Here is an 18,662-nt window from a genome sequence, read left to right on the forward strand (position 1 = left end):
ATTATTGGTTTTGAGATAAGTTCAATTGATACAGTGCAAAGCCATCTTCATTGGTTTTGTCCAGTGGTTGGATATGACCAAACTGCTCACTGTATGTTTTTGCATTATCACTGTTAGAGGTTGTGAATTGGATCTGGACGTTTTCAATCGCAGTAAATGACCAGTTCATATCAGCTGATGGATCAAGACCTTTGCCATCATTTGCCTCACTTTGATGCGTGATATAGTTTGCTACGACTTGACGGTTTTCATCCGGAGAGTCGACAACGATTTTATCTGCGCCAATCTCTGGGAAGTTACCACCGCCGGATGCGCGATAGTTGTTGGTAACCACAAGGAATACTTGCTCATCAGTCACCGGCTTATCTTGATAAGACAGTGCCACAATACGCTCTCCATCGGAGATCTTTTCACCTTTGCTGGTGTATCTTGCAGGCTGAGTGAGATCGATTTGATAAGTCACTCCATCGATAACATCAAAGTTGTAAGACGGGAAGTCAGGATTAATCAAAGACTGCATATCGGCAGAGTCTGGGTTGATTTGGTTAAATTGACCCGCAGACATTTCAAGCCACTCTTTAACTTGCGCACCGTTAAGTTTGAGTACTTTTAAGATATTTGGATAGATATACAGGTCTGCCACGTTACGATATGCAATGTCGCCAGTTGCGATATAGGTATAGTCGTCCGCGCCTCCGCGACCTGCTCTAAATGGCGCGCCCGCTGAGAGGATTGGTAGGCCATCCAGTTCTGTGCCTTGAACTATTTTTTGCGTGTACCAAGCCTGGGCATCGGTGACGATTTGGATTGATGGGTCATCATTGACTAGCGCAAAGAAGCTATTTACTTGGTTGGTCACTTTTGCGAAAGGCTTGTTAACCCAAGTACGGGTTTCCTCGTGTTCATGGTGCACAGCGGCTTCTACATCAGCGTCATTATCAACCAAAGCCGTGATGTTTCTATCGGCATCTTGCTCATAGATGGGCATCAATGAAGACTGTGAGTTGCTGACCTGCCAGTCACCGGCCTGATAGGTCAAGGTGACATCAATCACACCTAAGTGGTTACCCCAAAATCCGGGCATCACTGCAGCCACACCATTAATGGTGCCTTTTTCAAGATCGATACCTTTGTCTTCCATGCCTTCGTAGCGCGAGCTTGGGAAGTTTGCATGAGCGTGACCGAACATAATTGCATCTATGCCTTCCACTTTTGACAGGTGATAACTGGCGTTCTCTTTTTTATCCGTGTGTGCTGAGGTATCAAGCCCTGAATGCGGGATAGCAATAATAATGTCCGCGCCTTTTTCTTTCATTTCTGGGACATATTTATTGGCCATGGCAATGATGTCTTTGGCGATGACTTTGCCTTCAAGGTTCGCTTTATCCCATTGCATGATCTGTGGCGGCACAAATCCAATGTAGCCCACTTTAATCGTGTGTGTGTTGCCATCAGTGTCTACGAACGCTTTATCTTGGATCAGGTAAGGAGAAAATAGCGGTTCGTCGTTACTGTCATCCTCATCGCCATCGTATTTGAAGACATTGGCTGAGATATATGGGAAGTTTGCATCATCGATGGCTTCTTGTAAAAACTCTAAACCAAAATTGAATTCGTGATTACCAATATTAGCAACGTCATAATCCAAGGTATTCATGGCTTTGTAAACTGGGTGGACGTCACCATCCTGAAGGTTTTTAATTTTTGCCATGTAGTCACCCAGTGGGCTACCTTGGATCAAGTCTCCATTGTCAACCAAGACTGAATTTTGTACTTCATTTCTGGCTTTGTGGATTAGCGCAGCGGTTTTCACTAAGCCGACTTTGTCATCTTGACTATCTGAGAAGTAATTAAAGTTCAAAACGTTGGCGTGTAAGTCTGTGGTTTCAAGCAAACGAAGTTCGATAGTTGTGCCTGCAACGACTTCTTGGTTTGGTACTTTTGCCTTCACTTCATTGTCACTTGAGTCAAAGCACCCGGTCAGTAGTGAGCTTGTGCCACATAAAATTGCCAGCGGCAGTAATTTTGTTTTCATATTCCTTTCTCATTTATCGATTTTAGTGCCGCTACTATAGAGAGTGAAAAAGACAAATAAGCTAAGAAAAAATGGCAAGTTGGTTCCAAAATTATGACAAAATAATGAGAGGCCCTTATATTCGGTTAGGTGCAGGAGATGTTTGTTACTTTATTAATTTTTATGACTTTTTTCATATTTTTAATTATCAAAGATCAACTTAATACTCGTGGCGTTACGCTTATCTGATTCAACATACACTAGGCAGAGTAAATTGTTTATTTATACATTGAGGCAGCTATTGAGGCGCTTTGTGAAGTGGATATGACAAGCAAAGTATAGAGGTTTGGCGACTGTGCTTAGGTGTGGAACCTGTTTACGAGATACTGCAAAGGTGCTCTTTAATGAGCACCTTTATGTGTATTATAAATTACCGTCATTCACTAGCTTATGCAGTTCTTCAAGTGATGCCGCAATTTTTACCCCCGGTACATTGGTGCCGATGGTTGCCTCAAATGACCCCTCAACTTGTGAGCGGAATGAGGTGAAAGATATACGATAGACCCCGCGTACTAGAGATTCTGTCGGGTTATTTAGGTTTGTGGTTTGTCTTAACAATGAATTGTAGTGCGCGCCGCTTGGGTTTGCAGGTAACTCTCGAGTATCGTCATTATAACCAAGAGGTTGCAATACCTTGCCGCCCTGTGCAATTTTTTTATTGTCTATGATATTGAGGCGATCAAACACGATATAGGTATCAAAAAATTTAGCTTTGTCTTTTTCCATACCAGATGTAAAGTTGGCATGAACAAAGTCCTGCTCAGTTGGCTTTGACTCAACGGGAGATTGCATGGAAATACCAATTTCATCTACTGCCGCGGGTACCCAAGCATAAAGATAGTAGGTATCTTTGCCTTTATATACACCTTCAGGTTTTACTGTGGCATCCACATAGCCGAAATAATTGACGTAATTAGCATACGGTGCACGTACTTCAAGCGGTCCTACTCCTTCAGAAATAGAGCTTTTTAAATAGGGTGACGATGATGTGCTCATACATGCGGTCAAAGTAGTGAGAGAAAGAACTGCGAAAACCTTTCCTGTTGTTTTAAGCGTCATTAAATAACTCCTTGTCCTGATTAAAATCAAAGCAAGTGTAGTCGTGTTTTAAGGCATTGCAATGTGAATTGAGAGGTTTTTTTCTGACCGTGAGAAAGTGCGGCTTTGACCCATTTAAGCCTTTATCAGAATTGTTAATTTAGGTACATTGGGTATGTGTTCAGAGGGTAAAAATACCGACTGCTTGCGAATTATAAAAAGATAAACTGCTGATATATTTAAAATTGGATTTTGAGGAGTGCCAGTGTCAAACAAGGTTATTATACTCGGTGGCTATGGGAATTTCGGCAGGCGCATTGCTGAATCTTTGAAACATCACGATATCACTTTAGTCATTGCAGGGAGAAGTAAAGCAAAAGCTCAGCAGTGTATTGAACGCTTGATGCCTAATGCTCAGGCCGTCATAGAGCCTTGGCAGATAGATATCCACGCTAATGATTTTGCTAAACAGCTTGCAGATCAAGTCCCATTTATGGTGATCCACACCAGTGGGCCTTATCAAGGTCAAGGTTACACGGTACCAAACGCATGTATTGAGGCTGGTGCGCATTATATTGACTTAGCTGACGATAGGCGGTTTGTGTGCGACATCAGCACACTAGATTGTGCTGCGAGCAAAAAGGGGGTGCTGATTGTCAGCGGTGCCAGCTCAGTACCGGGGCTATCCTCTGCTGTGATTGATCATTACTACGGGACTTTTGAGCGCATTGAGACCATTGATATTGCAATTGCACCGGGCAATCAAGCGCAAAGAGGGGTGGCAACGATTAAAGCTATCCTGACTTATACAGGCCACCCTTTTGAGGTATTTAAAGCAGGAAAGTGGCAGCCAGTCTATGGCTGGATGGATGCGCACAGTCACGACTTTGGCGATATTGCCAAGCGTCGCTTCTTGGCTAATGTCGATGTGCCAGATTTAGCGTTATTTCCCAACCAATACAATGTGACCGAACGAGTGAGCTTTAAAGCTGGTTTGGAACTACCTTTACTGCACTGGGGAATGGTCGGCATGGCGGCACTGGCAAAGTGGCGGGTAGTGAAAAATTGGTCACCACTTGCGAGGCAGTTAGATGCGCTCAGTAATTGCTTTTTGCGCTTTGGCAGTGATATTGGCGCAATGGAGGTCGCGATAGCTGGCATAGGTACCGATGCACAGCCACATAAAGTGATTTGGCGCCTTTATGCGCCCAACGGACAAGGGCCTTATATCCCCACGCTCTCAACCATTATCCTCGCGGAAAAATTACTTGCTGGCACGCTGACGCAAAGCGGTGCACTACCATGTTCTGGCTTGTTACAATTAACTGAATTTGAACCGTATTTTGAATCATTTGAGATATACCAAAAAACGCAGGTGGGCATATAATGGAGCCTTATTTTATTGCTAAGTTTATTCATATTTTGGCGGCGATTGTCGTCATGGGAACTGGGGCAGGCATCGCTTTTTTTATGTTTATGGCGAACCGCTCAAATAACCCCCAAGCGATTTATATTACCACTCGGCATGTGGTATTGGGTGATTGGTTTTTTACAACCCCTGCGGTGATTATACAAATTGTCAGTGGCTTATATTTGATGCACTTACTCGGTTATTCATTTCAATCGCCATGGTTTTTAACGGTTGCTGGGTTATTTACATTTATCGGGCTGTGCTGGCTTCCTGTTTTGAAAATACAATATCGCTTGCGTGCGTTAGCCGCCATAGATCAAGAGCAAGGTGAAGTCTCGGTTGAGTTTAAACATTTGATGCGGCGGTGGACGTTACTGGGTATCCCTGCTTTTGCTGCGATTTTGATTTTGCTTGCTCTTATGGTGTTTAAGCCTTTATCGGTGGTATAGCGATGAAAATGAAAACGCATAAACTTTACTTTTATGCATGTTATAGCTTGGCATTTATCTGGATATTTACAGGTCTTACATCGGTATTTTTTGCACCAGACATTGGTTTTGATATTTTAGCGAGAGCAAACATAGAGGGCACACTTGCGGACGCTGCGGTATATGGCGGTGGTATCTTAGATGTGTGTTTGGGTGTGTGGTTGTTAACGCAGCGATACACTAAATTATGCTGCATGCTACAGTGTAGTGTGATTGTGATATACAGCCTGCTACTCACTTGGATAGATGCGTCTTTTTGGTTACATCCATTTGGCCCAGTGACTAAAAATGTGCCAATTATGGTGCTGATCCTATGGGTTTATGAGGTTCAACATGAATCGCATTAATGGGCTTTTGTTGGTTGTTAGTGCTTGGATGGTTTTGAATATTGTGCGTCAGCTATCTATATTTTATAAATATGAAAATAGTGGAGAGGTGATGTGCGAACAGCTATGCAACTTATTTTGCTTGGATTGCTGTCTGCATCAGTAGTCGCAACACCGCTCGATGACACGCTGAAGGAGGCGGAGGATTACCTGCGTGTCGACCCATCACGGTCATTAACATTACTCAATGCGATACCCAAACTTCACTCTCTGACTGATGTTCAGCAATTAAGGTGGCATATTGCCGCGATGAGGGCGTCAGTCCCTACTGGGGATATGGAGCAACTGATTGATTCTCTTGAAGTGATTTTTCATCATCAAAAACACCCTTATTTTATAGATAAATTAGTCTCAATCACCAGTGCAACGGGGATCTGGTTGCGTAAAAATCATTACATTCACGATGCACAAATTAGTCTTGAATGCTCATATAAACATGCCATTAATGACAGGCAAAAATTGACGATCACCAATAGCCTTGCCTTGCTAGCACGGCAACTTGATGAGTTAGAAAAAGCCAAAGCCCTGTATGCAAAAGCTAAGCAGCTTGCGCGTATCGCAGATAGAAAAAACTTGTTGGCCATCATAGAAAATAATCAAGGTATGATAGCGTTGGAAGAAGGCAATATTGGGCAAGCTGAGCGGCATTTTAGAGCGGCGCTGGCTGGTTATCAAAATATTGATAAACGTTCCGGGCAAATATCAGCTGGAGTGAATTTGTTGTTTGTTTTTGTGATCCAGCAACAGTGGGTTAATTTTCAAAGGTTGTATAGCCCGACCGAAACATTGGCGCTCGCCTTTCCAAATACAGCTAAACAAGCACTCCTTTTATGGCTCAATACACGCTTTAAACACATGCATGGAGAGCCTTTAACGCGAGGTGAAAAAGCGCAGTTAATGGTGGCTTTCGGGCAACTAGATGATGACAGGATTCGGGCATTGGTGTCGACGCATTTAACAGCGGGCATGGATATCTCAATACCGGCCTTGAGTAAGCCAAAAGCGAAAAGATTTAATCGACCTTGGTTTGAAAAAGTGGCGCGCTGTGATTGGTAAGCAGCTGTTGCAGTATAAAACGCGACAGTAAACATCAATGCCGCACAACGCATATCGGCATTTGTTAAAAGGGGAATCTGTTAGAGGTTAGTGACTTTGACACCAACCGTTGCTGTTACAGCCTTTATAAGGGGTTGTGATACATGGGCCATTTGTCCAGCATGGCATTTGTCCAGATTGACACCAATAATCTTTAGATGCAATTGCGCCACCGCCCACTTGTTTAGTGACATCTGAATGAATTCGCTTTTCGCTAAGCTGCTTTATGCCTTTCTTGTTGAGTTTTAATTTCATGTTATATCCTTTTGTTTGTTTTTTGTACTGCTTGATTAGAGTCACAATTTCACCATAAGCAGTCAATTGCAATTTTTTGATAGTCACACTTTAAGCTTATGTGGTACACGGATTGCAATGTTCATCAAAGTTTCATCATGGCATTAAGAGGCCAAGTCATCGAATGTGATGGTAATTAGTCGCAGTTGCTTTGAATCACTTGCCCGTTTAAGGCATCTTAGAGTTGGTGATAAAATTGATATAACATAACAAAGCTTATCGCGTTTGAACGTATATGACCTACATGGTGTTACCGTGATGAGTTAAACATTAAGAGTCTGAACATGAAAAATAAAAATATGCTAACAATGACAATGCTAGGCGTTCAAATGCTTGCTTTGCCTGCGTTAGCGAATGACATTGATGCCGATGATATATGGCAGTATGAAGATGTATTTAATATAGAATACGCAGCAGCGCCAGAAGTTCACCCAGATGGCTACAAGGTTATTTATGAGCGCAGAGCTATGGATATCATGGCTGACAGTACGCGGATAAATTTGTGGGAAGTAGACTTAAAAACGAAAACACACCAACCTGTTCTGTCTGGCATAAATCAGTTTCGCAGTGCAAAATATTCACCAGATGGAAAGCGGTTAGCGTACATTACAAATGTAGAAGGCGATAACCAGTTATATGTGCGTTGGTTAGAGTCAGGGCAAACAGCTCGTGTGACCAATGTGCATCAGAGTGTGGCGAACATTAGTTGGTCACCAGATGGCAAGTGGATTGCATTTACGATGTTTAAACCACAGAGTAAAAGTGGGATTTTTAAAGAAATGCCAAAAATGCCAAAAGGTGCTCAGTGGGCGGGTAATGCGACTTATATCGATGAGATGGTTTATAAGCGCGATGGCGGAGGTTTTGTCAAGCCAGGTTATCACCATGTCTATGTGGTCCCTTCTGAAGGGGGAACACCACGCCAATTAACCCAAGGTGCGTTTCATCATAGATCATCTATCACTTGGAGTGAAGATGGCAAGTCTGTGTATTTTAATGCTAATCGTCATGATGACTGGCAAACTAAACCCCGTCAGTCTGATATTTATCGCGTTGATATTGCTGATAGGCAGATCACCCAAATCACCGATGTGGATGGTCCAGAATATGCTCCAAAAATAAACCATCAAAGGGATAAGATCGCTTATTTAGCCTATGAGAATAAAGGCTTATCAAGTCAAAATTTTGATATCTATATGATGGATTTAGATGGTAAAAATGCCGTCAACTTAACCGCATCCTTAGATCGTCCAATCAGCTCACATCAGTGGGATAAAAAAGGGCGTGGGCTGTATTTTAGCTATGACGATCATGGTCAAAAATATGTGGGTCACGTGACCCTAAAAGGTAAAGTCACCAAAAAGTTGGCTCAATTAGGTGGTCAGTCACTCGGGCGCCCATACACATCAGGACAATTTGCTGTAGCAGGAAGTGGCCGCTTGGTTGTGACAACGGCAAGCACTGAGCGACCTGCAGATCTGGCGCTGGTTGATAAGCGTCAGAAAGTAACGGCGTTAACGGATTTAAATGCAGATTTATTGGGGCATAAAAATATCGCTCAGGTTGAACCAATCACCGTGAAATCATCAGTGGATGGTCGTGATATTCAAGCTTGGTATGCGCTTCCGCCAAATTTTGATGCCTCTAAAAAATACCCAATGATTTTGGAAATTCATGGTGGGCCACACACTGCCTATGGGCCAAATTACAGCACAGAAGTACAGCTTATGGCATCCAAAGGTTATGTTGTGGTTTGGGCGAACCCACGAGGCAGCACATCTTATGGTCAGGAGTTTGCAAATCTAATTCATCATAATTACCCATCGCAAGATTATAATGATCTGATGGATGTTGTAGATGGTATGGTGGCGAAAAAGTTTGTTGATGACGATAACTTATTTGTTACAGGTGGCTCAGGTGGTGGCGTCTTGACCGCTTGGATCGTTGGCAATACAGATCGTTTTAAAGCCGCAGTGGTTGCAAAGCCGGTGATCAACTGGATAAGCTTTGCACTGACAGCAGATGCATATAATTATTATACGAAGTATTGGATGCCAGGCATGCCATGGGAGGCCACCGAGCATTTATGGAAGCATTCGCCATTGTCACTAGTGGGTAATGTAAAAACACCGACCATGCTACTGACAGGCGAAAATGATTACCGCACACCGATGAGCGAAACGGAACAATATTATCAAGCTCTTCAGCTGCGCAATGTAGAAACTGCCATGGTACGTATTCCCAAAGCGGGGCATGGTATTGCTGCAAGACCGAGTAATTTAATCCAAAAAGTGGGTAACATCATTGCTTGGTTTGAAAAATACCGAGAAGCGGACAAATAACTCCACACTAGGGCAGCGCTTTGCTGCCCTGTCTTAAGCTAGGCTCACTTGTGGCTTACCTTCGACTGAAATGCTGCGTTTGGCAACCAACCATAAACTGACAGTAATCGTCATGCTCATCATGACAAAGATGGCCAACATAATCATAAGCTGATATTTAATTGCCACGATAGGGGATGCGCCCCCGAGTATTTGTCCTGTCATCATGCCTGGGATTGTGACCAATCCTGTCGTGGCCATGGTGGCAAGTATTGGTGAAAGTGCTTTATTTAGTGCATCTTGTACGAATGGCTTTGTCGCATCGCTTGGTGAGGCGCCCAGTGCTAAAGCTGCTTGATACTCTGGCCAGCGCTCTTGCAGTGCACTGTAGTAGCTTTGCAAACAAATGATATTACTAGATATGCTATTGCCAAGCAGCATGCCCGCTAGTGGGATCATATAGCGGGCATGATAAAAAGGGTCCGGTTGTATGATGCCAAAAATTAAGATGGCCATTAATGGAATGAGCCCGGCAACTAGGCTAAGTATAATTGGCAACAAGACAATGCGTTTTGGAAATTGTACTTTATTGATGATGGCACTGCCTCCCACCAATACCATAGCAAACATCCATGCTAAATTAATCCAAACACTGTTGAGTTCAAATAGCAGCTCGAGATAAATGCCGATTAGGATCAGCTGCAATGTCATTCTTGTTAGGCTAATAAGGGTTTCTTTTAATAAACCAAGCTGATAGTGCTGATTAATATAATAGGGAATGATCAGAGTGAGACTAAACAGCACCAGTTGCCACCAGTGAATATCTATGACGTTTTGCATACTTCAAACTACTTATACTAAGCCTAAAACGGGATGCTTTTTGGCAATAAGTTAACGCTAACATGACCTTATGACATTTTTATTGACAGCGGTTTAAGGTCACATTAGCTGTACAAGTAAGCGTTGAAATTATACTTTTTGCAACACAATATCGTAGCGGTACTGGTTGGCAGCGGTGGTTTTTTTAGCTGTCATTAAGGTTTGTTCTACAGCGGTTTTACTGTTAAATAAACCATCAGACTGATTGAGTGGATGATCTGGGAAGTACATTTGTGTCAGTAGAGAATGATAACCTTTTTTTGAAATTTTAAGGTGAATATGCGGGGTTCTTTGTTGTGATGCATTGAGCGGGTATGCACCAGGAAAAACCGTTTTGAAGCGAAAGTGTCCCTGTGCTTTTGTTTGTATAATTGCCCAGGCTTGAAAGTGTTCGTCAATGGGAGCATCACTGCGGTCATGGGGGTGATGGTATCTACCAAAGCTATTGGCTTGCCACAGATCGACAGTGACGTCTTCAAGTGCATGACCGTCGTTGTCAAACACTTGGCCAAATATTTCGATGACGGTGCCTTTGGCTTTGCCTATTTTACCTGCCACTTGAGTTAAATCAGCGTCTTTGTCTTTTTGTGGTGTTATTGGGTAATAAGGCCCCTCCATTTCCCTTGGGGTGACCGTGCGGGCTTGTACTTGTGTGCCAAGTAAGCCAGCCAGTGAGCCCAGCGTTAAATTGCGAATAAAGTGACGGCGATTGCGTGTTGTCATTATTAATCCTCATGCAAGATGGTTAATGCACCCTAAAAGCGTTTTTTATCTGCACACAATTGACTCATGATTTCAATCGTTGCATATACATGTCACTCGGGTGCACGGCGTAATTAGAGTATGCGTCGCTGAGAGGATTCGCGTCTTAACATTTACCTATTATTTTAGATGATAGAGTTTTAATAGGTGCTTATAGTTATGAAAATTAAGCTTATTTTTCGTGTTTAGCGAATGGTCGGTATTGGTAGTTATCAAAGGTAACGGTGGAGGTTTCTTCTATATCGATAAAAAAAGAAAAGGTACCCCGCATATCCATTTTAGTTTGTTGTACAAGGATGGTGTCGTTCACCGTTATAAATTTCATAGAAAGTTTAAAATCATGAATGTCTGCTAACGCGACAGGGCTGAACGACGCCGTATTGTGGACAGAAATAGTCTCAATATTATGGCTAGTTTTATTTATTTGGATACGACCTGTTAATTTACCCAATGCATCTTTCCCAAGATCAGCCAATTCGACAGGGTAACTATAAGTGATGCTATGTGGTGTTTCTTTTTCTACTGCCAGTGATTGCGTTTTCACTAGCTCTTTAATGCTGATTGAAAACCCTTCATTGCCACGTTTTTGTGCGAATTCTTTGACTTGTTTTTGGGATGGCGTTTGACCGTTGAGCTCAAGTAGATGCCAGCGCTGCTTGGTATCTTCATGGGGGCGGTGTTTGGCATGTAGTTCGGTTTTGTTACCTTCTTCGACCTCGATACTGTGGATGGTATAAGACCAATGTTGTTTATTGGTTTGAGAAAAGTGCTCAAGTGCGGACTCAACCATACTGACATGTTCGTTGGGTGCAGCCAAAGCCGCCGTTGAAAGTAAAAAATATGCGCAAAGAATAGTAGTGTATCGGATGTGGTGAAACATAAAGCGGCCTCCTTTTTGTTTTACTGTGCAGGCCGAGGTGTGAAATAGACGTGAAGCTTAGCGCCAAGTATGCCTAAGTTATTTATACAGAGGCGGTAAACTCCTCTAATGCGATGAGGATTTCTTTTCTGAGTATTTGAGTAAGGTGCCCTGTGGGGTAGTGGCCAGCAAGGTGTCTATCAACGCTGGTTGAGGCGTGCGGATCGTAACGATTGTCGGCGCCTGCAAGTTGATAAAACTGATTCACGACAGCGGTGGTATCGTGGGGGTCAGCTTCAATCATGATCATGGCCTGTGCTAAAACTGCACGGTAAAGGCCGTGTTCATTACTGGGGGACAGTGCAACTCGCTGTGCAGTACCGGTCACTTTGAGTGAATCAATATTGAGATTAAAGCGACCATCACAATAGGCCCCAGGGGTTTCACCATATTCACTCTGCAAGCCAAGACTACGCAGTGCACTGCGAATGGGCTCACATAGCGCGATATAAATGGCATCGAGGTCCAAAGTTTGTGATTTAGTTTGTGCAAAAATAATCGAAAAATTTAAAATGCCCGGCCCGTGTGGCACGGCTGTCCCTCCACTTTGCCTTACTGAAACTGGCCAGCCTAATTGAGCAAGCGTATCGCAGGCATCATTGAACATAGGTAGTTTGGCTTCTTTACGACTGACGATCAATGACTGCGGACACTCCCAGAGTCGAACCGTCGCAGGTTGTATGCCTTTGGCTACCTGCATTAAGAGTATTGAGTCTTGCTCAAGAGCACGCTCAGTGGATGTCTCTATGGGTTCGTTTAGAACAGACCACGAATATGCGCGATACAGTTGGGTTGCCAATTCTTTTTCATTCATATGTATTTGTCCCTAATTATCATGACACCTTTTCTAGTATAGACGTGGATATCGCGTGGCGATTTACTGTGAGCTAGAGGTCTCTGCAGTTGGCATCATCATGCTTTGATATCGCAATTCGCCTAAAAATGCTCTGGCCGCAGGGCCTAGGCTATCACCATCGACAAAGGTAAGGTGAAGTTGTACTTTTCGTGTCTGCCCCGATTGCAGGTTGAGTGGCACAAGCTCACTACTTTGCAGCTCTTTTTCAATTAAAGGCACTGGTAGCCACGCAAAGCCAAAGCCATTTTTTATCATATCAATAGAGGTGCGCATGTGGCTGACCGTCCAGCGCTGTGAGGCTTGAAGCCAGCCTGAGTCATGATTTTTTGATACCGCAGAGTCCCTCACGACAATCTGGCGATGAGACTTTAAATCTTCTAAGGTCAGTGCTTTTTCAGTTTGATTGAGAGTGTGTTCGGGGCTGGCAACGGCAATAAACTCAATTTGGCACAACTCTTCACTAAATAAACCTTCAAGGGTAAAAGCAGAAACGGCGATATCAACTAAGCCACCTTGCAACTGCTCATTGGCCCCATTGAGTACAGACTCGACAAGCTCGATGCGCAGAAATGGGAATTCCTGTGAGACTTTATCAAGCACCCTATACAGTAAGTGCGATGGGAAAATGGCATCGATGGCGATACGCAGCTTAGTTTCAATGCCTTCTGCGAGATTCTCTGCAATGGTTTCGACTTTTGAAGCTTCCTCTAACAGGTAGTCAACCCGGCGCAGCATTAATTCACCGGCAGGCGTTAAGAGCGTTTTACGGCCTTCGACACGAAATAGCTTTACGCCAAGAGAGGTTTCAATTTTATTCACGGCGTTGTGAATACTTGATTGGCTCTTATGAATTTGAGCCGAAGCTTGGTTAAACCCGCCATGCTCGACGACGGCTTTAAACATACGCCACTGCTCGAGCGTTACTTTAAGCATGTTCCACCCCATTAAGGAATTAGTGTTTAATGATAGATTTAAAAGAATGTTACACGAAAAAAACTCAAATGATCATGCTTACGCCGTGAATAACTAAACGACATATGGCAACCCCAATTGATTGACAATTCAAATGTTCACTTTTTAAGAATGAATTATGGGTTTTTAACTGATTTTAATTCATAATAATCTAATTAAACTGCTCGTATAGAGTTTTATTAGGTATATTAAAATGAAATATTTGATGGCTTTGGTGCTATTGCTCTTAGTCTATACGGGTGAGGTTTACGGTCACAGTGAAGAAGTCAGACACAGCTATTCTGTGGATTATCTTCAAGGGGAAGGCGATGTAAAGGGGGTAAAATTTGCTTATCAGATCCACGTTGACTGGTTATCCCAATACAGTGAGTTACTTGATCTATATTTTGAATCAAGTATCAATTTTTGGGAATATGGCCTTGATAACAATCATGACTCAAACTTTGTATTAGCCTTATCCCCTGTGATCCGTTATCCGATCACAAAACTCAATACTTATCCGCTGTTCTTAGAGTTTGGGATTGGTGTTTCGTTATTGGATGATACTCAATTTGCGGGAAAAAATGTGAGTACACATTATCAGTTTGAAGATCGGCTAGGCATTGTAATGAAGTTCGGGGAAAACTTTTCTCAGTCAGTTGCTCTTCGTTATTTCCATTACTCCAATGCGGGATTCAAAAGCCCCAACCCTGGTTTAGATTTTATATCATTCAGTTACAGTAAATTTTTCTAAATGTAACTTATACCCTCCCAAGCAGTGAGGCTCATTCTTTCATGAATGGGCTTTTTTTCTACAGAGGGGCTGAGCCCCAGTGCGCTTTTTGTTTTTTCTGTGCCTGCTTTTTAGCGCGTTTAAGCTCACTTTTACGGACGTGCTTCGTTATCCATTTGATCATTTTTGGCGACAACTCTGGCGGGATATTGTGGCCCATGCCGGGGACAATTTTGAGTTTTGATTTACGGATCTGCTGTGCGGTTTTAACGCCTTCTTGGCTTGGAATAATGGGGTCGGATTCACCGTGGATCACTAAGGTAGGGGCTTTAACTTTGGTCATGAGATCTTGGCGATCTCCGCTTGCGGCCATCGCGGCGAATTGCCGATGAAATCCATGTGGGTTGTGCGCTCGCTCAACCGTATCAATCGCCTGATTTTTGAGTATGCGTTCATCTTGTGGGTAGGCGGGGCTACCTATCAATTGATTGAGGCGGATATTGTAGCGAATTGCAGCCTCTCTATTGGGTTTATCTGGGCGAATTTTTGCAAGTTGTAAAAATACTTTTAGGTTGGAGTGCGTCAATTTTAAAGCTGATGGTGATGACATAATAGACGTGAGGCTTAGCACTTTCTTTTTTTGTTTAGCGGCAATCAGTTGAGCTATCATTCCCCCCATGGAGGCGCCAACAAGGTGCGCTTTTTTTATTTTTAACGCTTTCATTAAGGCTAATGTATCTTCAGCCATTTCATCTAGCGTATAGGGAGCTTTGGTACGCATAGGCAAACGTGCACTTAACCAAGTTTTAAAGAGGCTAGGTGTACCATATTGCTCTAATTGGGTTGACAGGCCTGCATCGCGATTATCAAACCGAACGACTCTAAACCCTTGATCAACTAAGCCATAAAACAGCGCATCGGGCCAGAGCGTCATCTGTGCACCCAGTCCCATAATTAATACAATGGCAGGATGTTTTTTATCTCCTTCATCCTGGTAACTGATAGAAATATGATTGCTAATTGAGATTGATTTCATAGTGATTTAATGAATGAAGCCCTGTGTGCAGTTTAGGCATAAAAAGACCAATTGCCTATGAACTAATTTGTTTTATAAACGTGTATACTCGTTGTTGATTACAGTGACTAGAAGGAAATGACGTTGATAGAAGACACGTATTATCTTAGGTATCTACTGTATGTATTAACCTTAAAAAGGATCAATGATGAGTAAAAAAATATCTCACAGCCACGAGCATCATCGAGGCGATATCAAAGACAATGCCTTAAAGGCATTGGTAACCAGTCCAGTATTTAAAAGCAAGGTTGAAAAAGCCAAAAAAGGAAAAGGCAGCTTTCGCCGAAAAGCAAAACATCAAGGCCAAGAGCCTTATTTTATGGCAGCGTAAAGCGAGCGGTGAGCCATAAAATAAGTCTTTTTAAGCGGCTATTTTTGTATCAACAGATTGGAATCATATAATGAGAAGGAAGTGCTTACTTACATTGTTGTGTATCGGTATAGCAGGTTGTCAATCAGCACCATTTACCTATAACCCGGAAGGGGCCGAGCACAGCCGCCTAGCCAAAGTTGCCGTAGAGCAAGGCCCACGACAGTTTGCCGATGATTATGTTGCTGTGATTGAATACATTTGGAATGAGCAAGGCGAGGAGTTGAGTGGCCGTTTGCCTTATGTCAGTGCTACATTTGACCGCTTGAACATATCACCAGGTGTTTATCGCATTCAAGCAAAGTGTGCCAACAAGCAGCATCAAGGCAGTGTGGAAGGGATTTTTAACTTTGAATCCGCCAGCAATTACCGATTGTATTGCGAGCTGAGACAAGACCGCCACACGTTGGGGTTTGCGGTCTCGACTCATGTCGCACTGAAGCTTGAAAAAACGACCAATTAATCTGATACCTGCACGGGTGTTGATGATGGCTTAGCTGGTAAAGCTCGTCTGCTCCACATACTCGCCAGTATAGAACCACTGATGTTATGCCATATCGAAAACACAGTGCCCGCAATTGCCGCTGCGGGTGAGAAAAACTTCATTGCTAAAGCCACTGCAAGGCCTGAGTTTTGTAGTCCAACTTCAAAGGCAATGGTCCGACAGACCACTTCTTGAAACCCACACCACCTCGCAGCCCAATATCCACTTAATAAGCCAATCCCATTGTGTAAAATAACGGCACATAATATGACTGGGCCGACAGATGCAATATGGGCGTGATTGAGTGCCACAATGACTGCAATGATAAAAACGATGGCTGTCATGGACACCAGGGGCAAAATGGCCTGTATTTTAGCTATCTGCTTTTGTAAAAAGGTGTTGAGTAATAAGCCAATTAAGACAGGTGCCAGGACGATTTTTAGCAGGTTTAAAATCATGGCTTGAGTAGGAATATCCACCAGTTGTTGGGCATACAATGAGATTAAAAACGGTGTGACTAACACGCCTAATAATGTACTGATGGCGGTCATTGTGATAGACAAAGCAACATCGCCCTTAGCTAAAAAGCACATCACATTGCTGGCAGTCCCGCCAGCGACACAGCCTACCAAGATTATTCCAAGGCTCAGATCATCGTCTAAATTGAATGTATACACAATGGTCAGGGCAACTAAAGGCATCACCAAGTATTGCAGTAACACGCCTAAGGCTATGGCTTTCGGCGTTTGCATGACTTTATTAAAGTCCGACAAGGTGAGTGTTAACCCCATACTAAGCATGATCACGGTTAAGACAGGAATGATGGCAGATTTATACGGCGCAAAAAGTTCAGGACTGTAATAAGCAACGGTACTCAATAACAGAGCCCATAGGGGAAATAATTGGATCACTCTATTTAACATGATGGTCTCAATAGTATGGATTAGTATGATGATTGAATCGCTAAATTGTGGAATGAATATGTTGTCACACAAGTTTATGCGTTTGTATATTTTTCACCCCACTGTTATGTTAACAATCAGTAAACTATAGTCAATTGTGTTCACCTTGACAGCGTAATGGGTGCGCATGGTGTGTCACTACTCATCGGGAAGTCTATGTTCGAGCAGATCATCGCGTTTATTAATCAATTATTATGGGGTGACGGTCAGCTCCTTATCTATATTTTGCTGTTTGCCGGCGCTTGGTTCACATTTAAGCTGCGCGCTATTCAACTGTCAGGCTTTAAGCACATGTTTTCGCTTGCGAGGCACAGTGCTAGTGCTGACTCTAATGGGATCAGTTCATTTCAGGCCTTGTGCACAGGTTTAAGTGCGCGCGTGGGGACGGGAAATTTGGCAGGCGTTGCCATGGCCATTTCTTTGGGCGGCAGTGGGGCTGTATTTTGGATGTGGGTCATCGCGTTACTTGGGATGGCAACCGGTTTCGCAGAAAGCGTGCTTGGTCAGTTATACAAAGTGAAAGATAACCGCAAAGAATTTCGCGGAGGTCCTGCATATTATATTCGAGCAGGGTTGGGTAAAACTTGGCTCGCGGTGTTGTTTTCGCTGTGCTTATTTTTAGGCTATGGTGCAAGCTTTAGTGCAATGCAGGCAAATACCATAGCAGAAGCATTGAACAACACGTTTGCGGTGCCCACTTATTTGAGTGGAGCCGCTATCGCTGTAATTGCAGGTATGATTGTGCTTGGCGGCCTTAAGCGTATAGCCCGTTTTGCTGAATTAATAGTGCCTTGGATGGGGGCCGCTTTTATTCTGACTGCACTTATCATTAGTGCTGTGAACTTTACGCAATTGCCTGGACTTATCAGTGATATTGTTTTGTCCGCATTTGGATTAACCGAGGCGTCTGCGGGGGCGCTAGGTGCGGCAATAAAAAGTGGGATACAGCGAGGCATGTATTCCAATGAAGCTGGTGCGGGGAGTGTGCCACATGCAGCTGCAGGAGCAGCGCCTAATCCTAATCATCCTGTCGTACAAGGATACATCCAGATGCTGGGTGTATTTGTAGATACCATTGTATTGTGCAGCTGCACAGCGGTCATTGTATTGCTTGCAGGTGTGGGAGCCAGTGGCGAAATGGCGGGGATCAGTGTTACACAGCAAGCAATGGCAGTGCACTTTGGCGAGTTTGGAGATGATTTTATTGCTGTGGCCATTACGTTATTTGCATTTACCTCAGTGGTTGCCAATTATGCGTATGCTGAGAGTAATCTGCACTTTTTTAAACTTGACAATAAAGTGGGCAAGTTGAGCTATACCTGCATATATTTGGCGATGGTAGTGTGGGGCGCAAATGCCAGCTTACAACAAGTATGGAACTTGGCAGACATGTCTCTGGGTTTAATGACGTTGGTCAATGTCTATGCGATTGTATTACTCACTCCAACAATAATCAGCTTAACTCATGACTATCTTAATAAAAAGCAACAGGGGGAAAACCTCTCATTTCGCAAAGGAGATGTTGTGATACAAGGCGAAACGGCATCTGATGTTTGGGATTGAT

The 18,662-nt window shown here is 43.3% G+C and carries 19 protein-coding genes; 9 read left to right on the forward strand and 10 right to left on the reverse strand.

Features of this window, described 5'->3' with window-relative positions; all coding sequences use genetic code 11:
* Position 1: 1 nt before the first annotated feature.
* Both N473_RS03330 and N473_RS03335 read right to left on the reverse strand, forming a co-directional pair.
* Positions 2 to 2,035, reverse strand: a complete 2,034-nt coding sequence (locus tag N473_RS03330; RefSeq protein WP_063366713.1) for a bifunctional 2',3'-cyclic-nucleotide 2'-phosphodiesterase/3'-nucleotidase — start codon at positions 2,033 to 2,035, stop codon at positions 2 to 4.
* Positions 2,036 to 2,437: 402 nt separating this feature from the next.
* Positions 2,438 to 3,133 (reverse strand): LipL32 family surface lipoprotein, encoded by a 696-nt coding sequence (locus N473_RS03335; protein ID WP_063366714.1) that lies wholly within the window; start codon positions 3,131 to 3,133, stop codon positions 2,438 to 2,440.
* A gap of 244 nt (positions 3,134 to 3,377) precedes the next feature.
* Here N473_RS03335 and N473_RS03340 point away from each other — a divergent pair, with 244 nt between their 5' ends.
* The 4 genes from N473_RS03340 (at position 3,378) to N473_RS03355 (ending at position 6,453) form a co-directional block, all read left to right on the forward strand.
* Positions 3,378 to 4,499 carry a saccharopine dehydrogenase family protein gene (locus tag N473_RS03340; RefSeq protein ID WP_081220926.1) on the forward strand — a complete coding sequence of 374 codons (1,122 nt, stop codon included), beginning with the start codon at positions 3,378 to 3,380 and terminating at the stop codon, positions 4,497 to 4,499.
* The gene (locus N473_RS03345) at positions 4,499 to 4,972 is read left to right on the forward strand and encodes a DUF2269 family protein (protein WP_063366716.1); all 474 of its coding nucleotides are present in this window, start codon (positions 4,499 to 4,501) and stop codon (positions 4,970 to 4,972) included. The genes N473_RS03340 and N473_RS03345 overlap by 1 nt, the downstream gene beginning before the upstream one ends.
* An 8-nt stretch (positions 4,973 to 4,980) precedes the next feature.
* Positions 4,981 to 5,358, forward strand: a complete 378-nt coding sequence (locus tag N473_RS03350) for a DoxX-like family protein (protein WP_063366914.1) — start codon at positions 4,981 to 4,983, stop codon at positions 5,356 to 5,358.
* 93 nt (positions 5,359 to 5,451) lie between these two features.
* Positions 5,452 to 6,453 (forward strand): tetratricopeptide repeat protein, encoded by a 1,002-nt coding sequence (locus tag N473_RS03355; RefSeq protein WP_231099513.1) that lies wholly within the window; start codon positions 5,452 to 5,454, stop codon positions 6,451 to 6,453.
* Between the two features lie 87 nt (positions 6,454 to 6,540).
* Here N473_RS03355 and N473_RS03360 read toward each other — a convergent pair whose 3' ends face one another.
* Positions 6,541 to 6,747 carry a hypothetical protein gene (locus N473_RS03360; protein WP_155735522.1) on the reverse strand — a complete coding sequence of 69 codons (207 nt, stop codon included), beginning with the start codon at positions 6,745 to 6,747 and terminating at the stop codon, positions 6,541 to 6,543.
* Between the two features lie 323 nt (positions 6,748 to 7,070).
* Here N473_RS03360 and N473_RS03365 point away from each other — a divergent pair, with 323 nt between their 5' ends.
* The gene (locus N473_RS03365; protein ID WP_063366719.1) at positions 7,071 to 9,128 is read left to right on the forward strand and encodes a S9 family peptidase; all 2,058 of its coding nucleotides are present in this window, start codon (positions 7,071 to 7,073) and stop codon (positions 9,126 to 9,128) included.
* Positions 9,129 to 9,161: 33 nt separating this feature from the next.
* Here the strand turns inward: N473_RS03365 and N473_RS03370 are convergent, their stop codons facing one another.
* From N473_RS03370 to N473_RS03390, 5 genes are all read right to left on the reverse strand, one after another.
* Positions 9,162 to 9,947, reverse strand: coding sequence for an ABC transporter permease (locus N473_RS03370; RefSeq protein ID WP_063366720.1), 786 nt, complete (start codon positions 9,945 to 9,947; stop codon positions 9,162 to 9,164).
* Positions 9,948 to 10,076: 129 nt separating this feature from the next.
* On the reverse strand, positions 10,077 to 10,709 hold the full coding sequence (locus tag N473_RS03375) for a protocatechuate 3,4-dioxygenase (protein WP_063366721.1): 633 nt from the start codon (positions 10,707 to 10,709) through the stop codon (positions 10,077 to 10,079).
* A gap of 211 nt (positions 10,710 to 10,920) precedes the next feature.
* Complete coding sequence (locus tag N473_RS03380; protein WP_063366722.1) at positions 10,921 to 11,628, reverse strand: hypothetical protein; 708 nt, start codon at positions 11,626 to 11,628, stop codon at positions 10,921 to 10,923.
* A gap of 82 nt (positions 11,629 to 11,710) precedes the next feature.
* A complete protein-coding gene (locus N473_RS03385; protein WP_063366723.1) occupies positions 11,711 to 12,481 on the reverse strand; it encodes a lipoate--protein ligase family protein in 771 nt (256 codons plus the stop codon).
* A gap of 63 nt (positions 12,482 to 12,544) precedes the next feature.
* On the reverse strand, positions 12,545 to 13,456 hold the full coding sequence (locus N473_RS03390; protein ID WP_063366724.1) for a LysR family transcriptional regulator: 912 nt from the start codon (positions 13,454 to 13,456) through the stop codon (positions 12,545 to 12,547).
* A 232-nt stretch (positions 13,457 to 13,688) separates the two neighbouring features.
* Here N473_RS03390 and N473_RS03395 point away from each other — a divergent pair, with 232 nt between their 5' ends.
* Entirely contained in the window at positions 13,689 to 14,228 is a 540-nt protein-coding gene (locus N473_RS03395) for an acyloxyacyl hydrolase (protein WP_063366725.1), read from the forward strand.
* 58 nt (positions 14,229 to 14,286) lie between these two features.
* Here the strand turns inward: N473_RS03395 and N473_RS03400 are convergent, their stop codons facing one another.
* The gene (locus tag N473_RS03400; RefSeq protein WP_063366726.1) at positions 14,287 to 15,243 is read right to left on the reverse strand and encodes an alpha/beta fold hydrolase; all 957 of its coding nucleotides are present in this window, start codon (positions 15,241 to 15,243) and stop codon (positions 14,287 to 14,289) included.
* A gap of 187 nt (positions 15,244 to 15,430) precedes the next feature.
* Here N473_RS03400 and N473_RS03405 point away from each other — a divergent pair, with 187 nt between their 5' ends.
* On the forward strand, positions 15,431 to 15,613 hold the full coding sequence (locus tag N473_RS03405; protein ID WP_063366727.1) for an alternative ribosome-rescue factor A: 183 nt from the start codon (positions 15,431 to 15,433) through the stop codon (positions 15,611 to 15,613).
* Positions 15,614 to 15,683: 70 nt separating this feature from the next.
* Positions 15,684 to 16,115, forward strand: coding sequence for a hypothetical protein (locus N473_RS03410; protein ID WP_063366728.1), 432 nt, complete (start codon positions 15,684 to 15,686; stop codon positions 16,113 to 16,115).
* Here N473_RS03410 and N473_RS03415 read toward each other — a convergent pair.
* Positions 16,112 to 17,059 (reverse strand): bile acid:sodium symporter family protein, encoded by a 948-nt coding sequence (locus N473_RS03415; protein WP_063366729.1) that lies wholly within the window; start codon positions 17,057 to 17,059, stop codon positions 16,112 to 16,114. The genes N473_RS03410 and N473_RS03415 overlap by 4 nt on opposite strands.
* Positions 17,060 to 17,254: 195 nt before the next feature.
* Here N473_RS03415 and N473_RS03420 point away from each other — a divergent pair, with 195 nt between their 5' ends.
* Positions 17,255 to 18,661, forward strand: a complete 1,407-nt coding sequence (locus N473_RS03420; RefSeq protein WP_063366730.1) for an alanine/glycine:cation symporter family protein — start codon at positions 17,255 to 17,257, stop codon at positions 18,659 to 18,661.
* Position 18,662 lies beyond the last annotated feature (1 nt).

The sequence above is a fragment of the Pseudoalteromonas luteoviolacea CPMOR-1 genome, from assembly GCF_001625685.1.
Lineage (GTDB): Bacteria > Pseudomonadota > Gammaproteobacteria > Enterobacterales > Alteromonadaceae > Pseudoalteromonas > Pseudoalteromonas luteoviolacea_K.